The organism is Mycobacterium sp. TH-M116 (genome assembly GCF_057473685.1).
In genome coordinates this window covers 26302-43600 of sequence record NZ_JBYCLC010000113.1, presented here as the reverse complement: position 1 = coordinate 43600, position 17299 = coordinate 26302, and the positions used below count along the sequence as shown (strand labels likewise).

Sequence of the window (17299 nt, the reverse complement as noted above, 5' to 3'; positions counted from 1 at the left end):
GCGCGGCGACCTACGCCGCGACCGGGGTGGACTACCTGGCCGTCGGGGCGCTGACCCATTCGGTGCGCGTGCTCGACATCGGCCTGGACATGTAGGGTTCGCGCCCAGGCCCCGTCCCGCCCCGCTCGCTCTGTCGCGACACATACACCACGCACACGACACGCCGATGCGCTTCGCGCTGGCTTATGTCTCGACGCGCGGAACGCCCACGGCCTCAGGCGATATCGCCGACGAACACCCCGATCCGGCGCAACTGCATGCGCGCCATCCGCGGCAGCTTGTCGACGTCGGGCCCCTCGTAACCGGCCGGCAGGATCCGCGTATTGGTGAGGTGCACCACGCGGTTGCGGCTGAACCGCACGTCGGCCTCGCCGGCGGCCAGCACGTTCTTGACCCAGTTGGTCTTGCCGTGGCCGAGCGCGATCGCCAGCACGTTTCCCTTGCGATAGGGCGTGATGATGGTCTCGTAGGGCTTGCCGGACGTGCGCCCGCGATGCGTGATGGTCGCCGTTGCGGGCAGAAAACGCGCGAACGGCTTGACCGCCGGGTTGAAGTATTTGATCTGGAAGCGCTCGAACCAGGGCGGGAACACCATCGGGACGCCCGGCGCGTTGTTGGGATGATCCTTTGCGGACATTGCGGCTCCCTTTCCGAAGCGGGTGTTCACCGGCACTGTACCGGCCGGATAACGACTTGAGTTGCTCTGGGACAATGGGCGATGTGACTGCCACGCCGACACCTGTGATCGCCCGCATCGACTTGCGGGGCACGGAGTTGACGGCTGCCCGGCTGCGGGCGGCGCTGCCGCGCGGCGGCGCCGACGTGGAGTCCGTTCTTCCGACGGTCCGCCCGATCGTGGCGGCCGTCGCCGAGCGCGGCGCGCAGGCGGCGCTGGACTACGGAGCGTCGTTCGACCACGTGCGGCCTGCGGCGGTCCGGGTGCCCGCCGCCGCGCTCGAGGCGGCGCTGTCCGGCCTGGCGCCCGAGGTCCGCGACGCGCTGGCGGTGATGATCGAGCGCACCCGCGCCGTGCACGCCGACCAGCGCCGCCCTGACGTGACCACCACGCTGGGGCCGGGCGCGACGGTCACCGAGCGGTGGGTCCCGGTCGAGCGGGTGGGCCTGTACGTGCCCGGCGGCAACGCGGTATACCCGTCGAGCGTGGTGATGAACGTGGTGCCCGCACAGGCCGCCGGCGTCGCCTCCCTGGTCGTCGCCAGCCCGCCGCAGGCACGTTTTGACGGCCTGCCGCACCCGACCATCCTGGCCGCGGCCGCGCTGCTGGGCGTCGACGAGGTGTGGGCCGTGGGCGGCGCGCAGGCGGTGGCGCTGCTGGCCTACGGCGGCATCGACACGGGGGCCGAATGGCCCGGCTTCTCCCCGGACCGCACGCGGTCCGCATCGTCGCCGGGCGGCGACACCGAGCTGGCGCCGGTGGACATGATCACCGGGCCCGGCAACATCTATGTCACCGCCGCCAAGCGGCTCTGCCGCTCCCAGGTGGGCATCGACGCCGAAGCCGGGCCGACCGAGATCGCCATCCTCGCCGACCACACCGCCGACCCGGCGCACGTGGCGGCCGACCTGATCAGCCAGGCCGAACACGACGAGATGGCCGCCAGCGTGCTGGTCACCCCCAGCACCGGCCTGGCCGACGCCACCGACGCCGAACTGGCCGTCCAGCTGCAAACCACGGTGCACCGCCACCGCGTCACGACCGCCCTCGGCGGACCCCAGTCGGCGATCATCCTGGTCGACGACCTGGACGCCGGGGTCGACGTCGTCAACGCCTACGCCGCCGAACACCTGGAGATCCAGACCGCCGACGCGGCCCGGGTGGCCGAGCGGATCCGTTCGGCCGGGGCCATCTTCGTGGGCCCGTACGCGCCGGTGAGCCTCGGCGACTACTGCGCCGGGTCCAACCACGTGCTGCCGACGGCGGGCAGTGCGCGGCACTCCAGCGGCCTGTCGGTGCAGACGTTCCTGCGCGGCATCCATGTCGTCGACTACACCGAGGCGGCCCTCAAGGACGTGTCCGGGCACGTGGTCACGCTGGCCAAGTCCGAGGACCTGCCCGCCCACGGTGTGGCGGTGCGGCGGAGGTTCGAGCGATGAGCACGCCCGAGCAGCCGATGCTCGAGGACCTGCCGCTGCGCGAGGACCTGCGGGGCAAATCGCCTTACGGCGCACCACAATTGGAGGTGCCGGTGCGTCTCAACACCAACGAGAACCCGCACCCGCCCACCGCGGCGCTCGTCGAGGACGTCACGCGCTCGGTGGGTGCGGCGGCCGCCGCACTGCACCGCTACCCCGACCGCGACGCGGTGGCGCTGCGCCGCGACCTGGCCGGCTATCTCACCGCCCAGACCGGTATCCGGCTTGGCGTCGAAAACATCTGGGCGGCAAATGGTTCCAACGAGATCCTGCAGCAGCTCCTGCAGGCTTTCGGCGGGCCGGGCCGCACCGCGATCGGGTTCGTCCCCTCCTACTCGATGCACCCGATCATCTCGCACCGCACGCAGACCGAATGGATCGAGGCGCCCCGCGCCGACGACTTCAGCCTCGACCTGGACACGGCGGTCGCCGCGATCGCCGAGAACAAGCCCGACGTCGTGTTCGTCGCCAGCCCCAACAACCCTTCGGGACAGAGCATCTCGCTGCCCGACCTGCGGCGGCTGCTCGACGTGGTGCCGGGCATCCTGATCCTCGACGAGGCCTACGGCGAATTCTCCGCGCAGCCCAGCGCGGTGTCGCTGGTCGCCGAGTACCCGACGCGGCTGGTCGTCACCCGCACCATGAGCAAGGCGTTCGCCTTCGCCGGCGGCAGGCTCGGCTATCTGGTCGCCACACCGGCGGTGATCGACGCGCTGCTGCTGGTGCGGTTGCCCTACCACCTGTCCTCGGTCACCCAGGCCGCGGCGAGGGCCGCGCTGCGGCACGCCGACGACACCCTGGGCAGCGTCGCCGCGCTGATCGCCGAGCGGGAGCGTGTGGCGAAAGCATTGTGCGACATGGGTTTCCGCGTCATACCGAGCGACGCGAACTTCGTGCTGTTCGGGGAGTTCGCCGACGCACCGGGCGCCTGGCAGCGCTACCTGGACGCCGGCGTGCTGATCCGCGACGTCGGCATCGCCGGCTACCTGCGCGCCACCACGGGCCTGACCGAGGAGAACGACGCGTTTCTGCGGGCCAGTGCCCACATCGCCGCCACCGAACTGGCGCCCGTCACCCCCGTAGGAGCACCGTGACCGCGACCGAGAACGCTGGGAAAACCCGCCGCGCGCGCATCGAGCGTCGCACCCGCGAATCCGACATCGTCATCGAACTGGACCTCGACGGCACCGGTGTGGTCCACGTCGACACCGGTGTCCCGTTCTACGACCACATGCTCACGGCGCTGGGCAGCCACGCCAGCTTCGACCTGACCGTGCGCACCAAGGGCGACGTCGAGATCGAAGGGCACCACACCATCGAGGACACCGCGATCGCGCTGGGCCAGGCGCTGCGCGAAGCGCTCGGCGACAAGAAGGGCATCCGCCGCTTCGGGGACGCGTTCATCCCGATGGACGAGACGCTGGCCCACGCCGCGGTCGACGTGTCCGGGCGGCCCTACTGCGTGCACACCGGGGAGCCGGATCACCTGTTGCGCACCACCATTGCGGGTAGCTCGGTGCCCTACCACACCGTGGCCAACCGGCACGTGTTCGAGTCGCTGGCCGCCAACGCCCGCATCGCGCTGCACGTGCGTGTCCTCTACGGGCGCGACCCGCACCACATCACCGAGGCGCAGTACAAGGCCGTTGCCCGCGCGTTGCGCCAGGCCGTCGAGCCCGATCCCCGGGTGTCGGGTGTGCCGTCCACCAAAGGCGTTCTGTGACGAAGCCATCTGTTGTGGTCCTGGACTACGGCTCGGGCAATCTGCGGTCGGCGCAACGCGCGCTGCAACGGGTCGGCGCGTCGGTCGAGGTGACTTCCGACGCGGGTGCCGCCGCGGCGGCCGACGGGCTGGTGGTGCCCGGCGTCGGTGCCTTCGAGGCCTGCATGAACGGCCTGGGCAGGATCGGCGGCCGGCGCATCATCGCCGATCGGGTCGCGGGCGGCCGACCGGTGCTGGGGGTATGCGTCGGCATGCAGATCTTGTTCGCCCGCGGCATCGAGTTCGGGGTCCAGACGAAGGGCTGCGGGCAATGGCCGGGGGAGGTCATCCGGCTGCGCGCCCCGGTGATCCCGCACATGGGCTGGAACGTGGTGAATGCCGCGCCGGGCAGTGCGCTGTTCAAGGGCCTGGATGCCGACACCCGGTTCTACTTCGTGCACTCCTACGCGGCACAACGCTGGGAGGGGACCCGGGATGCGATGCCGACCTGGGCCACCCACGGGGCGCCTTTTCTGGCCGCGGTCGAGGACGGTGCGCTGTGCGCCACCCAGTTTCACCCCGAGAAGAGCGGGGATGCCGGCGCGGCCGTGCTGAGCAATTGGGTTGAGGGGTTGTAGAGATGCCGCTGATTTTGTTACCCGCCGTCGACGTGGTCGACGGCCGTGCCGTTCGCCTGGTGCAGGGCAGGGCGGGCAGTGAAACCGAGTACGGCTCGGCGCTGGACGCGGCGCTGAACTGGCAGCGCGACGGCGCCGAATGGATTCACCTGGTGGATCTGGACGCCGCCTTCGGCCGGGGCTCCAACCGCGACCTGCTCGCACAGGTGGTGGGCAAGCTCGACGTTCGGGTGGAGCTCTCGGGCGGCATCCGCGACGACGACTCGCTGACCGCGGCCCTGGCCACCGGCTGCGCCCGGGTGAACCTGGGCACGGCGGCGCTGGAGAACCCGAAGTGGTGCGCCCGCGCGATTGCCGAGCACGGCGACAAGGTGGCCGTCGGGCTCGACGTGCAGATCGAGGACGGACGGCACCGGCTGCGCGGTCGCGGCTGGGAGACCGACGGTGGCGATCTGTGGGAAGTGTTGGAACGCCTCGACGGCGAAGGATGTTCACGCTATGTCGTCACTGACGTCACCAAGGACGGCACGCTGGGCGGGCCCAACCTGGACCTGCTGGCCCGCGTCGCCGAGCACACCGAGGCCCCGGTGATCGCCTCCGGTGGCGTGGCCAGCGTGGACGACCTGCGCGCGATCGCCACCCTGACCCGTCGCGGCGTCGAGGGCGCCATCGTGGGCAAGGCCCTCTACGCCGGGCGGTTCACGTTGCCTCAGGCGCTGGCCGCGGTGCGAGGCTAGGGTCTGCGATGGATCTCACCGCGCTGGTCGCGCAGGCGTCGGTGATCCTCGACGCCGCCGTGCCGCAGTTTCTGGAGGGCCACCGGGCCGATTCGGCGGTTGCCAAGAAGGGCAACGACTTCGCCACCGAGATCGACCTGGCGATCGAGCGACAGGTGGTCGCTGCGCTGGTCGAGACCACTGGGATCGGGGTGCACGGCGAGGAGTTCGGCGGGACCGACGTCGACGAGCCGTGGGTGTGGGTGCTGGACCCGATCGACGGCACCTTCAACTACGCCGCCGGGTCACCGATGGCTGCCATCCTGCTGGCCCTGCTGCACGATGGGGAACCGGTGGCGGGCCTGACCTGGCTGCCTTTCGTCGACGATCGCTACACCGCCGTCGCCGGGGGTCCGTTGCTGAAAAACGGTGTGCCGCAGCCTCCGCTGGTCGACACCAAACTGGTCGACAGCCTGGTCGGGGTGGGCACGTTCACCGCCGATGCGCGGGGGCGTTTCCCCGGACGGTATCGGATGGCCGTGCTGGAGAACCTCAGCCGGGTGTCGTCGCGGCTGCGCATGCACGGCTCCACCGGCATCGACCTCGTCTACGTGGCCGACGGGATTCTCGGTGGGGCAATAAGTTTCGGGGACCACATCTGGGACCACGCCGCCGGCGTGGCGTTGGTGCGGGCCGCCGGTGGCATCGTCACCAGCCTCGCCGGCGAGGCGTGGACACCCGCGGCGCGGTCGGCGCTGGCCGCGGCGCCGGGCGCGCACGGCGAGATACTCGAGATCCTGCGCGCCACCGGCACACCGGAGGATTACTGAGATGGACGCGGGTAGCGGCCTTGCCGTGCGGGTGATCCCGTGCCTGGATGTCGACGCCGGACGTGTCGTCAAGGGCGTCAACTTCGAGAACCTGCGCGACGCCGGCGATCCGGTGGAGTTGGCGGCGGCCTACGACGCCGAAGGCGCCGACGAACTGACCTTCCTGGACGTGACCGCGTCGTCGTCGGGCAGGGCGACGATGCTGGACGTGGTGCGCCGCACCGCCGAGCAGGTGTTCATTCCACTGACGGTCGGCGGCGGGGTGCGCGCGGTCGGGGACGTCGACACCCTGCTGCGCGCGGGTGCCGACAAGGTCTCGGTGAACACCGCCGCGATCGCCCGGCCCGACCTGCTGGAAGAGATGGCAAGGCAGTTCGGCTCGCAGTGCATCGTGTTGTCGGTCGACGCCCGCACGGTACCGCCGGGAGCGGTGCCCACCCCGTCGGGCTGGGAGGTCACCACTCACGGGGGCCGCCGCGGTACCGGCATCGATGCCGTCGAGTGGGCGTCACGCGGGGCGGATCTGGGGGTGGGGGAGATCCTGCTGAACTCGATGGACGCCGACGGCACCAAGGCCGGGTTCGACCTGGCGATGCTGCGCGCGGTCCGGTCGGCGGTCACCGTGCCGGTGATCGCCAGCGGCGGGGCCGGCGCGGCCGAGCATTTCGCGCCCGCGGTCGCGGCCGGCGCGGATGCGGTTTTGGCGGCCAGCGTCTTTCACTTCCGCGAGCTGACGATCGGCCAGGTGAAGGCGGCGATGGCCGCAGCGGGGGTGGTCGTGCGATGACGCTGGACCCCGCGATCGCGGCACGCCTGAAACGCAACGCCGAGGGCCTTTTCGCCGCCGTCGTGCAGGAGCGCGGCAGCGGCGAGGTACTGATGGTCGCCTGGATGGACGACGCGGCGCTGGCGCGCACTCTGGAAACCCGCGAGGCCACCTATTATTCGCGCTCCCGCGCCCAGCAGTGGGTCAAAGGCGCGACCTCGGGCCACACGCAGCATGTGCACGCGGTGCGCCTGGACTGCGACGGCGACACCGTGCTGCTGACGGTCGACCAGGAAGGCGGCGCCTGCCACACCGGCGACCACAGCTGTTTCGACGCCGACGTGCTGCTGGAGCCCGAGGGCTGACGCGACACGGTGTCGAGTCCGTTGGGCGCGGTGATCGCGGCAACGGGCGTTCGCCTTCCGGGTCCGTGTTGCGACAATGGCCGACAATGACCGTATGGGCGAGCAAAGCATCTGGATGCGCAAGGTCGCGGCCAACCCCGAACACTCCCACTGGTACGTGGAACGTTTCCGTTCGATGGCCCGCGCCGGCGAGGATCTGGCCGGCGAGGCCCGGTTCGTCGATGCGATGGTGCCCCGCGGCGCCCGCATCCTGGACGCCGGCTGCGGACCCGGGCGACTCGGCGGGTACCTGGCCGCCGCCGGCCACCACGTCGTCGGCGTCGACGTGGACCCGGTGCTCATCGCGGCGGCCGAGCAGGATCATCCCGGGCCCCGTTATCTGGTCGGCGACCTCGCCGAACTCGACCTGCCCGCGCGCGGCATCGCCGAGCCGTTCGACGCCATCGTCATGGCCGGCAACGTCATGGCATTTTTGGCCCCGGGTACCCGCGTCCGGGTGCTGAGCCGGGTGCGCGCCCACCTCGGGTGTGACGGCCGCGCCGTGATCGGCTTCGGCGCCGGGCGCGACTACGCGTTCGGCCAGTTCCTCGACGACGCGGCGGCTGCCGGGCTCACTCCCGACCTGTTGCTGTCCACCTGGGATCTGCGGCCCTTCAGCGAAGACTCGGACTTCCTCGTCGCGGTGCTTCGACCGGCGTAGACGACCGCGCCGAGGGCGGCAGCGCGCGCATTCCGGGCCAATTTCGACGACAATGACGGGCGATGTCGAAACGCGTGTCGTGGACGGTGGTCGTACCCGTGCTTTCCGTCGTCGCGCTCGCGCTCGCGCTGAGCTGGGGCGCGGAAATCGGGCCGGTGCTTGCTTCGCTGCTGGCGGTGTTCCTGATCGGTGCCGTGCTGGCCGCCGTCAACCATGCGGAGGTGGTCGCGCACAGCGTCGGCGAGCCGTTCGGCTCGCTGGTGTTGGCCGCGGCGGTGACGACCATCGAGCTGGCGCTCATCATCACGCTGATGGCGTCCGGCGGGCACGAGACGTCGACGTTGGCCCGCGACACCGTGTTCGCCGCGTTGATGATCACCACGAATGGGATCGCCGGCCTGTCGCTGTTGCTCGGCTCGCGCCGCTATGGCGTGACCTTGTTCCACGCCGAGGGCAGCGGCGCGGCGCTGGCCACGCTCACCACACTGGCGACACTGAGTCTGGCACTGCCCTCGTTCACCACCACCCGGGGCGGACAGGCGTTCTCTCCCGGCCAGTTGGCGTTCGCCGCGGTCGCCTCGCTGGGGCTCTACCTGCTCTTCGTGTTCACGCAGAATGTGCGGCACCGTGACTTCTTCCTGCCGGTCACCCAAAAAGGCCAGAAGAGCTTCTTCGAGGACGAGAGTCATGCCGAGCCGCCGAGCACCGCGGCCGCGTTGCGCAGCCTGGGCCTGTTGCTGGTGGCGCTGGTCGCGGTGGTGGGGCTGGCCGAAGAAGAGTCGTCGACCATCGAGCACCTGGTGTCGGCGGCCGGCTTCCCGCAGTCGTTCGTCGGGGTGGTGATTGCCGCCCTGGTCCTGCTCCCCGAAACGCTCGCGGCGGCGCGCGCGGCGCGGCAGGGCCGCATCCAGACCAGTCTGAACCTGGCCTATGGCTCGTCGCTGGCCAGCATCGGGCTCACCATCCCGGCCATCGCGCTGGCGTCGATCTGGCTGCAGGGGCCGCTGCTCTTGGGGTTGGGCGCCACCCAGTTGGTGCTGCTCGCACTGACGGTGGTGATCAGCGTGCTCACGGTGGTGCCCGGGCGGGCCACCCGGCTGCAGGGTGAGGTGCACCTGGTGTTGCTGGCCGCCTACGTGTTCCTGTCGGTCATCCCCTGAGTTTTTGCGTCTCCCCGCGCCACCGGGGCTACGACCGCGACCGCAGCGTCTGCAGCGCCTTGTCGGCGTGGGTGTCCATGCTGAACTCGCTGGCGATCACGTCGAGCACCGTGCGATCGGTGTCGATGACGAAGGTGGTGCGCTTGACCGGCATCAACTTGCCCAGCAGACCGCGCTTGACGCCGAACTGCGCGGCCACCGTGCCGTCGACGTCGGACAGCAGCGGATAGTCGAACTTCTGCATCTCGGCGAACTTGGCCTGCTTGTGGACGGGATCGGCGCTGATGCCGACGCGGCAGGCCCCGGTCGCGGCGAACTCGGCGGCAAGATCACGGAAATGGCAAGCTTCCTTGGTGCAGCCGGGCGTCATCGCGGCAGGGTAGAAGAACAACACCACCGGTCCGTCGGAAAGTAGGGCGCTGAGCTTGCGTGGCGTTCCCGTCTGGTCGGGAAGTTCGAAGTCGGCCACGGTGTCACCAGGTTTCATGCTCGTCACGCTACCGCTCGCGGGCGTAACGGCACGGCGAAAAATCGGGCCGTGGAGCGCCGTGGCGTTACGCTCGCGGGCCGCCCGCAACCCGTCTGGGAGGATAGTCCGGTGCACGACGACTTCGCCGCCACCACCTCACGGGGGGATTTCCGCCGGTTGGCGGCAGAACACCGCGTGGTTCCGGTGACCCGCAAGGTCCTGGCCGACAGCGAGACGCCGCTGTCGGCCTACCGCAAACTCGCCGCCAACCGACCGGGCACCTTCCTGCTGGAATCCGCCGAGAATGGGCGCTCGTGGTCGCGGTGGTCGTTCATCGGGGCGGGGGCGCCGTCGGCGCTGACCGTGCGCGACGGCGAAGCGGTGTGGCTGGGCGCGGTGCCCAGGGACGCACCCACCGGCGGCGACCCGCTGCAGGCGCTGCGGACCACGCTTGGGTTGCTGGCCACCGGCGCACTGCCCGGGTTGCCGCCGCTGTCGGGCGGCATGGTCGGCTTCTTCGCCTACGACCTGGTGCGGCGCCTGGAACGGCTGCCCGAGTTGGCCGCCGACGATCTGAACCTGCCCGACATGTTGTTGCTGTTGGCCACCGATGTGGCCGCGGTCGACCACCACGAGGGCACCATCACGCTGATCGCCAACGCGGTGAACTGGAACGGCACCGACGAGCACGTCGACGAGGCCTACGACGACGCGGTGGGCCGGCTCGACGTGATGACGAAGGCGCTGGGCCAGGCGCTGCCGTCGACGGTCGCCACGTTCGGCAGGCCCCGACCACGGTTCCGCGCGCAGCGCACCGTCGAGGAATACGGCAAGATCGTCGATTACCTCGTCGAGCAGATCGCGGCCGGAGAGGCATTCCAGGTGGTGCCCTCCCAGCGCTTCGAGATGGACACCGGCGTCGATCCCGTCGACGTCTACCGGATGCTGCGAGCCACCAACCCCAGTCCCTACATGTACCTGATGCATGTCCCGAACAGCGATGGCGCAACGGATTTTTCGATCGTCGGATCCAGCCCCGAAGCATTGGTCACCGTCGCGGAGGGCCGGGCGACAACGCATCCGATCGCCGGGACGCGGTGGCGGGGCGACAACGAGGAAGAAGACCAGCTGCTGGAAAAGGAGCTGCTGGCCGACGACAAGGAACGCGCCGAGCACCTGATGCTGGTCGACCTGGGCCGCAACGACCTCGGCAGGGTTTGCGTCCCGGGCACCGTGCGGGTCGATGACTACAGCCACATCGAGCGCTACAGCCATGTGATGCACCTGGTCTCGACGGTGACCGGCATGCTCGACGAGCACCGGACCGCCCTGGACGCGGTGCGGCCTGCTTCCCGGCGGGCACGTTGTCCGGGGCGCCGAAGGTGCGGGCGATGGAACTCATCGAGGAGGTCGAGAAGACGCGCCGCGGCTTGTACGGCGGAGTGGTCGGCTACCTCGACTTCGCCGGCAACGCCGACTTCGCGATCGCGATCCGCACCACGCTGATGCGCGACGGCACCGCCTACGTGCAGGCCGGCGGCGGGGTGGTGGCCGACTCCAACGGGCCCTATGAGTACACCGAGGCGTCCAACAAGGCGCGCGCGGTGCTCAATGCGATCGCCGCCGCCGAGACGCTGACCGCTCCCGATGCGACATGACCGGTGACCGGCGGGCCCGGCTGGCGCTCCGGATCGCGCAGCTGCTGCTGGTGGTCGCGGCCGGCGCGCTGTGGGCGGCGTCGCGGCTGCCGTGGGTGGAGGTCCGCTCGTTCGACGACCTGGGCCCACCCAAGCAGGTGATCCTGACCGGCGCGGTGTGGTCGACGGCACTGCTGCCGCTGGCGCTGCTGATGCTGGCGGCGGCCGTCGCCGTGCTCGCGGTGCGCGGGTGGGTGCTGCGCGTGTTGGCGGCGCTGCTGGCCGCGGCCAGCCTGGCGGTCGGCTACCTCGGTGTCAGCCTGTGGGTCGTCCCGGACGTCGCGGTGCGCGGTGCCGATCTGGCGCACGTCCCGACGATGGCCCTGGTCGGGAGCCAGCGGCAGTACGGGGGCGCGGCGGTCGCGGTGGGGGCCGCCGTGTGCACGCTGATCGCCTCGGCTTTGCTGATGCGGTCGGCCGTGGGTTCGGGATCGATCCGTTCGAGCGCAACGAAATACGCCGCGCCCGCGACGCGACGGTCGCTGGCGCGCAGAGAGGGTGCCGAAGGGGCGACGTCGGAGGGGCCGGACACACCGGAGATGTCGGAACGGATGATCTGGGATGCGCTTGACGAGGGCCGTGACCCCACGGCACGCGCCCGCGGCTCGGACAGCGAGGGGCGGTGATGTACCGCACGTGCACGGCCGCTACCCTTCATGGACGTCGTCGGAATCGGCTGGGCGCCGTCATGAACAGCCGGATGACAGTGGGAAGGAAACGACAGGCATGAGTCCGGCAACCGTGCTCGACTCCATCCTCGAGGGAGTCCGGGCCGACGTTGCCGCGCGCGAAGCCCTGATCGGCCTGTCGGAGGTCAAAGCCGCCGCCGCGGCGGCGGCGCCGCCGCTCGACGTGATGGCCGCTTTGCGTCAGCCCGGCATTGGCGTCATCGCCGAGGTGAAGCGCGCCAGCCCTTCGGCGGGCACCCTGGCGACCATTGCCGATCCGGCGAAACTGGCCCGGGCTTACGAGGACGGCGGCGCGCGCATCATCAGCGTGCTGACCGAGGAGCGGCGCTTCGCCGGCTCGCTCGACGACCTCGACGCGGTGCGGGCCGCCGTCTCGGTGCCGATCCTGCGCAAAGACTTTGTGATACAGCCCTATCAGATCCACGAGGCGCGGGCTCACGGCGCCGACATGCTCCTGCTCATCGTGGCTGCGCTGGACCAGTCGGCGCTCGTCTCGATGCTGGACCGTACCGAATCCCTCGGTATGACGGCGCTCGTGGAGGTGCACACCGAGGAAGAAGCCGACCGCGCGTTGACGGCCGGGGCCAAGGTGATCGGTGTCAACGCCCGCGACCTCACCACGCTGGAGGTGGACCGGGATTGCTTCGCGCGCATCGCGCCCGGGCTGCCCAGCGACGTGATCAGGGTCGCCGAGTCCGGTGTGCGCGGCACCGGGGACCTGTTGGCCTATGCCGGCGCGGGCGCCGATGCGGTGTTGGTCGGCGAAGGTCTGGTCAAAAGCGGTGACCCGCGCGCCGCGGTTGCCGACCTGGTCACCGCGGGCACCCATCCGTCCTGTCCGAAACCGGCTCGCTAGACACGTTGAACGCGATGAGTCATCCGCGCGTCGAGCCCTGGTGATGGCCGGTATGCCCAGGCCGGACCTCCCTGTGATGAGTGCGGCAATCTGCGAAACCACCCGGCACGATCCCGATCCGGGCGGGCATTTCGGCGTTTACGGAGGCCGATACCTGCCCGAGGCGTTGATGGCCGTCGTCGAAGAGGTCACCGCGGCTTATGAAAAAGAACGCGTCACCCCCGACTTCCTGGACACCCTGGATGACCTTCAGGCGCATTACACCGGCCGGCCATCACCGCTGTACGAGGCCGTTCGCCTGTCCGGGCATGCCGGCGCGGCGCGCATCTTTCTCAAGCGGGAAGACCTGAACCACACCGGATCTCACAAGATCAACAACGTGCTGGGCCAAGCCCTGCTCGCCCGCAGGATGGGTAAGGGCCGGGTGATCGCCGAAACCGGTGCAGGGCAGCACGGGGTCGCGACGGCCACTGCATGCGCGCTGCTGGGGTTGGAGTGCGTGATCTACATGGGTGCCGTCGACACCGCGCGTCAGGCACTCAACGTGGCCCGGATGCGCTTGCTGGGCGCCGAGGTCGTCTCGGTCGAAACCGGTTCCCGGACACTCAAGGACGCCATCAACGAGGCGTTCCGGGACTGGGTCACCAACGCCGACGACACGTACTACTGTTTCGGCACCGCGGCCGGGCCGCACCCGTTCCCGATGATGGTGCGTGACTTCCAGCGGATCATCGGCATGGAGGCGCGCATGCAGATTCAGCAGCAGGCTGGCCGGCTGCCGGATGCGGTGGTGGCCTGCGTGGGGGGCGGATCCAATGCGATCGGCATCTTCCACCCCTTCATCGACGACCCGGGTGTGCGGTTGATCGGTTTCGAAGCGGCCGGTGAGGGAGTCGAAACCGGCAGGCACGCAGCGACATTCACCGGAGGTTCGCCCGGGGCATTCCAGGGTTCGTTCTCCTACCTGTTGCAGGACGAAGACGGGCAGACCGTCGAATCCCATTCGATCTCGGCGGGTCTGGACTACCCGGGCGTGGGCCCCGAGCACGCGCATCTCAAGGAGACCGGGCGCGCCGAATACCGGCCCATCACCGACTCCGAGGCGATGCAGGCGTTCCGGTTGCTGTGCCGCACCGAAGGCATCATCCCGGCCATCGAATCCGCACACGCGGTGGCGGGTGCGTTGCAAGTGGGACCCGAGTTGGGTTCGGGCGCCGTCATCGTCGTCAATCTGTCGGGTCGCGGTGACAAGGACGTCGAGGCGGCCGCGAAATGGTTCGGTCTGTTGGAGCCCGGCGAGCAATGACCGTGGAACAACGCGAAGCGAGCAAGCTGGGTCCGATCTTCGACGCGTGCCGCGCGGACGCCCGCGCCGCGCTGATCGGTTATCTGCCCACCGGCTATCCCGACGTGCCGGGGTCCGTGACCGCGATGATCGCGCTGGTCGAATCCGGTTGCGACATCATCGAAGTGGGCGTACCGTACTCCGATCCCGGTATGGACGGCCCGACGATCGCACAGGCCACCGAGGCCGCGCTACGCGGGGGAGTGCGGGTCCGGGACACCTTGGCGGCGGTCGAGGCGATCAGCAGGGCCGGCGGGCACGCCGTGGTGATGACCTACTGGAACCCGGTGCTGCGCTATGGGATTGACTCGTTCGCGCGCGATCTGGCCTCGGCCGGCGGATATGGTCTCATCACTCCCGACCTAATTCCCGACGAAGCCGGGCAGTGGATGGCGGCGTCCGAGGAGCATCGATTGGATCGCATATTCCTTGTTGCGCCGTCGTCGACGTCGGAGCGGTTGGTGACCACGGTGGAGGCGTCGCGCGGATTCGTCTACGCGGCTTCGACGATGGGCGTGACCGGGGCGCGGGACGCGGTGTCGCACGCCGCACCCGAGCTGGTGAACAGGGTGAAGGCAGTGTCGGACATACCCGTAGGCGTGGGCCTGGGGGTGCGGGCATGGGAACAGGCCGCCCAGATCGGCAGCTACGCTGACGGCGTCATCGTCGGATCAGCGCTGGTGTCAGCGCTCGCCGACGGTCTGCCTGCGTTGCGCGCGTTGACCGAAGAGCTCGCCGCCGGTGTCAGAACGAGGGCGCCTCGGTCATGACGATGCTGCCCGAATTCCTCCCCAGCCCCCCGCAGGGCGTCTGGCATCTGGGGCCGCTGCCCCTGCGCGCCTACGCGCTGTGCATCATCGCCGGCATCGTGGCCGCGCTGCTGATCGGCGACCGGCGTTGGGCGGCCCGGGGCGGCGAGCGCGGTGTGGTCTACGACATCGCACTGTGGGCGGTGCCGTTCGGATTGGTCGGCGGCAGGCTCTACCACCTGGCCACCGACTGGCGGACCTATTGGGGACCCGGCGGCGCCGGGTCCGGGGCGGCGTTGCGGATCTGGGACGGCGGTTTGGGCATCTGGGGTGCGGTTGCGCTCGGCGGCGTCGGTGCCTGGATCGGATGCCGGCGTCACCGAATTCCGTTGCCGGCCTTCGGGGACGCGCTTGCCCCGGGAATCGTCCTGGCGCAGGCCATCGGCCGGCTGGGCAACTATTTCAACCAGGAGCTCTACGGCCGGGAAACCACGCTGCCGTGGGGGCTGGAGATTTTCTACCGTCGCGAACCGTCGGGATACATCGACACCCATTCGCTCGACGGAGTCTCGACGGGCCAGGTGGCCTTGGTCGTGCAGCCGACGTTCCTGTACGAATTGCTCTGGAACCTCGTGGTTTTCGTGGCACTGATCTATGTGGATCGATGGTTCAGGCTTGGTCACGGCCGGCTGTTTGCCCTCTATGTGGCGGGTTACTGCGTCGGTCGCTTCTGCGTCGAGCTGTTGCGTGACGACCCGGCCACTCACATCGCGGGCATCCGGATCAATTCGTTCACCTCGACGTTCGTTTTCGTCGGTGCCGTCGTCTACATCATGCTGGCGCCGAAGGGCCGCGAGGATCCAGCCAGCCTGGGCGGCAAGGATTTCGCGGCCGACGGGCCGGAGCCAGAAACCTTGCGGACGGAGGAGCTTTCGACCGTCGCTTCGCCCGCGGCCGAGACGGTTCAGGTCAGCACGGCGGACGAGAGCGCCCCCCCCGACGCGGGAGAGGGGGCCGAGCCCGCCGAGGAACCGGAAGCCGAGCCCGCCGAGGAACCGGAAGCCGAGGAACCGGAAGCCCAGCAGGTCGAAGCCGACGCGGAAGAACCGGCTGCCGCAGGAGTAACAGAGGAACCACCGACCGAAACGCCCGTCGAGGCGCCTGCGGCCGGCGAGCCCGCCGGGGAAACGCGGCGGAGGTGGGCGCTTCGCCCCCGGATCCGGCGTTCCGCCCGATAGCGACGGCGACGCCACCGAAAGTCCGGCAGGCAAAGGCCGGCAGGCAAAGGCCGGCAGGCCGCGGATCGCGCCCGCGCCGCCACAGCTTTCGTCACACCAGTCGCATCCGTTACCGGGGCCAGGTGGTGTCCGTTGTGCCCGCCTTCGAGCGACAAAGCCCGGGCCGGTTGCACGCTGTCGCTGCGAGGCGGGCAAAACAAAAAGTGCGCCGGCTCCTGCCAGGTACCCGTGTGGCGGATGTGGACGGCGCCCCCCGGCCCGTCGCATCTGGCATGCTGCACATGTGACCGATCCGTCGTGGCGCGACCCAGGCTCCGGGGCGCCACCGCCGCCGCCGCCCGGGTACCCGCCGCCCTGTGCGCCCTGCCAGAGCTACCCGGCGCGCGGACCCTACTTCGACCCGTCGGCGCCCTTCGGGGGACACCCTCTGACCGGACACCCTCTGACCGGACACCCCCTGACCGGACACCCCCTGACCGGACAAATCGAAAGTCGTGGCGGGCCTGCTTCAGGTGCTGGGACTGCTCGGCTTCGTCGGGATCGGCCGCATCTACCTCGGACAGACGCGGTTGGGGATCGCACAGATGATCGTCGGCCTGGCAACGTGCGGGCTTGGCGCTGTCATCCGGGGCATCGTCGATGCGGTACTGATGTTGACCGGCAAGGTCAGCGATCCGCAGGGCCGGCCGTTGCGTGACGGCACCTGATCCGGGGACGCGGGCGGGTACGTGTCGTGGGCACGGCCCGTGCCGAGTGCGCCCGTACACCATGACAGGCGCCGCCGCGGTCCTCGCCGGCGCACTGGGTTATGTCGGCCTCGTCGACCCGCACCACGCGAACTCGCTCTACCCGCCGTGCCTGTTCAAATCGCTGACCGGCTGGAACTGTCCCCTGTGCGGCGGGCTGCGGATGACGCACGACGTGCTGCACGGCGACCTCGTGGCCGGCCTCAACGACAACGCCTTCGCGCTCATCGGTATCCCGGTGCTGGCCGCATGGATCGTGCTCCGTCGCCGGCACCGCAGGGAGCCACTGCCGGTACCAGCCGTGCTGACCATCACGCTCATCGCGGCGGTATGGACGGTGGTGCGAAACCTTCCCGGATTCCCGCTGATTCCCGGCGTTGCCGGCGGTTAGGGGGCGCGGTGTCGGAATTTCCCGGGTGGCCGGCCGGCCGCCACCGTGCGGTCAACCTCGCTGTCATCGGCACGACTATGCTGAGTCG

The 17299-nt window shown here is 69.8% G+C and carries 18 protein-coding genes and 3 pseudogenes; 19 read left to right on the top strand and 2 right to left on the bottom strand.

Annotation, left to right across the window (positions count from 1 at the left end; translation table 11 throughout):
- Nucleotides 1-95, top strand: a pseudogene (locus AC2VOK_RS05620) (carboxylating nicotinate-nucleotide diphosphorylase); the annotation flags it as partial.
- Between the two features lie 119 nt (nucleotides 96-214).
- Here the strand turns inward: AC2VOK_RS05620 and AC2VOK_RS05615 are convergent.
- The gene (locus AC2VOK_RS05615; RefSeq protein WP_428899598.1) at nucleotides 215-637 is read right to left on the bottom strand and encodes a nitroreductase family deazaflavin-dependent oxidoreductase; all 423 of its coding nucleotides are present in this window, start codon (nucleotides 635-637) and stop codon (nucleotides 215-217) included.
- A gap of 104 nt (nucleotides 638-741) precedes the next feature.
- Between AC2VOK_RS05615 and hisD the strand changes: the two genes are divergently transcribed.
- From hisD to AC2VOK_RS05565, 10 genes are all read left to right on the top strand, one after another.
- Nucleotides 742-2115, top strand: coding sequence for a histidinol dehydrogenase (gene hisD, locus AC2VOK_RS05610; RefSeq protein ID WP_428899597.1), 1374 nt, complete (start codon nucleotides 742-744; stop codon nucleotides 2113-2115).
- Nucleotides 2112-3248 carry a histidinol-phosphate transaminase gene (locus AC2VOK_RS05605; protein WP_428899592.1) on the top strand — a complete coding sequence of 379 codons (1137 nt, stop codon included), beginning with the start codon at nucleotides 2112-2114 and terminating at the stop codon, nucleotides 3246-3248. Before hisD ends, AC2VOK_RS05605 begins: the two co-directional genes overlap by 4 nt.
- On the top strand, nucleotides 3245-3877 hold the full coding sequence (gene hisB, locus AC2VOK_RS05600; protein ID WP_428899591.1) for an imidazoleglycerol-phosphate dehydratase HisB: 633 nt from the start codon (nucleotides 3245-3247) through the stop codon (nucleotides 3875-3877). The genes AC2VOK_RS05605 and hisB overlap by 4 nt, the downstream gene beginning before the upstream one ends.
- Nucleotides 3874-4494 (top strand): imidazole glycerol phosphate synthase subunit HisH, encoded by a 621-nt coding sequence (gene hisH, locus AC2VOK_RS05595; protein WP_428899590.1) that lies wholly within the window; start codon nucleotides 3874-3876, stop codon nucleotides 4492-4494. The genes hisB and hisH overlap by 4 nt, the downstream gene beginning before the upstream one ends.
- A 2-nt stretch (nucleotides 4495-4496) precedes the next feature.
- Nucleotides 4497-5231, top strand: a complete 735-nt coding sequence (gene priA / locus AC2VOK_RS05590) for a bifunctional 1-(5-phosphoribosyl)-5-((5-phosphoribosylamino)methylideneamino)imidazole-4-carboxamide isomerase/phosphoribosylanthranilate isomerase PriA (RefSeq protein WP_428899589.1) — start codon at nucleotides 4497-4499, stop codon at nucleotides 5229-5231.
- Between the two features lie 8 nt (nucleotides 5232-5239).
- Complete coding sequence (locus tag AC2VOK_RS05585; protein ID WP_428899588.1) at nucleotides 5240-6040, top strand: inositol monophosphatase family protein; 801 nt, start codon at nucleotides 5240-5242, stop codon at nucleotides 6038-6040.
- 1 nt (nucleotide 6041) lies between these two features.
- A complete protein-coding gene (gene hisF / locus AC2VOK_RS05580; protein WP_428899587.1) occupies nucleotides 6042-6827 on the top strand; it encodes an imidazole glycerol phosphate synthase subunit HisF in 786 nt (261 codons plus the stop codon).
- Nucleotides 6824-7171 carry a phosphoribosyl-AMP cyclohydrolase gene (hisI, locus tag AC2VOK_RS05575; RefSeq protein WP_428899586.1) on the top strand — a complete coding sequence of 116 codons (348 nt, stop codon included), beginning with the start codon at nucleotides 6824-6826 and terminating at the stop codon, nucleotides 7169-7171. The genes hisF and hisI overlap by 4 nt, the downstream gene beginning before the upstream one ends.
- A gap of 94 nt (nucleotides 7172-7265) precedes the next feature.
- A complete protein-coding gene (locus tag AC2VOK_RS05570; RefSeq protein ID WP_421530004.1) occupies nucleotides 7266-7871 on the top strand; it encodes a class I SAM-dependent methyltransferase in 606 nt (201 codons plus the stop codon).
- 62 nt (nucleotides 7872-7933) lie between these two features.
- Entirely contained in the window at nucleotides 7934-9031 is a 1098-nt protein-coding gene (locus AC2VOK_RS05565) for a calcium:cation antiporter (protein ID WP_428899585.1), read from the top strand.
- Nucleotides 9032-9059: 28 nt separating this feature from the next.
- On the opposite strand, the gene AC2VOK_RS05560 is transcribed toward AC2VOK_RS05565, so the two are convergent.
- Nucleotides 9060-9518 carry a peroxiredoxin gene (locus AC2VOK_RS05560; RefSeq protein ID WP_428899584.1) on the bottom strand — a complete coding sequence of 153 codons (459 nt, stop codon included), beginning with the start codon at nucleotides 9516-9518 and terminating at the stop codon, nucleotides 9060-9062.
- Nucleotides 9519-9629: 111 nt separating this feature from the next.
- Between AC2VOK_RS05560 and AC2VOK_RS05555 the strand changes: the two are divergent.
- From AC2VOK_RS05555 to AC2VOK_RS05520, 8 genes and pseudogenes are all read left to right on the top strand, one after another.
- Nucleotides 9630-11158, top strand: a pseudogene (locus AC2VOK_RS05555) (anthranilate synthase component I).
- Nucleotides 11155-11823, top strand: coding sequence for a TIGR02234 family membrane protein (locus tag AC2VOK_RS05550; RefSeq protein ID WP_428899583.1), 669 nt, complete (start codon nucleotides 11155-11157; stop codon nucleotides 11821-11823). The pseudogene AC2VOK_RS05555 and the gene AC2VOK_RS05550 overlap by 4 nt, the downstream one beginning before the upstream one ends.
- 100 nt (nucleotides 11824-11923) lie before the next feature.
- Nucleotides 11924-12742 (top strand): indole-3-glycerol phosphate synthase TrpC, encoded by an 819-nt coding sequence (gene trpC / locus AC2VOK_RS05545; protein WP_428899582.1) that lies wholly within the window; start codon nucleotides 11924-11926, stop codon nucleotides 12740-12742.
- Nucleotides 12743-12785: 43 nt separating this feature from the next.
- On the top strand, nucleotides 12786-14048 hold the full coding sequence (gene trpB / locus AC2VOK_RS05540) for a tryptophan synthase subunit beta (protein ID WP_428899581.1): 1263 nt from the start codon (nucleotides 12786-12788) through the stop codon (nucleotides 14046-14048).
- Complete coding sequence (gene trpA, locus AC2VOK_RS05535) at nucleotides 14045-14857, top strand: tryptophan synthase subunit alpha (protein ID WP_428899580.1); 813 nt, start codon at nucleotides 14045-14047, stop codon at nucleotides 14855-14857. Before trpB ends, trpA begins: the two co-directional genes overlap by 4 nt.
- Complete coding sequence (gene lgt / locus AC2VOK_RS05530) at nucleotides 14854-16074, top strand: prolipoprotein diacylglyceryl transferase (RefSeq protein WP_428899579.1); 1221 nt, start codon at nucleotides 14854-14856, stop codon at nucleotides 16072-16074. Before trpA ends, lgt begins: the two co-directional genes overlap by 4 nt.
- Nucleotides 16075-16346: 272 nt before the next feature.
- Nucleotides 16347-16781: pseudogene (locus tag AC2VOK_RS05525) on the top strand (NINE protein).
- Between the two features lie 61 nt (nucleotides 16782-16842).
- A complete protein-coding gene (locus AC2VOK_RS05520; RefSeq protein ID WP_428899578.1) occupies nucleotides 16843-17211 on the top strand; it encodes a DUF2752 domain-containing protein in 369 nt (122 codons plus the stop codon).
- The last annotated feature ends 88 nt before the right edge of the window (nucleotides 17212-17299 follow it).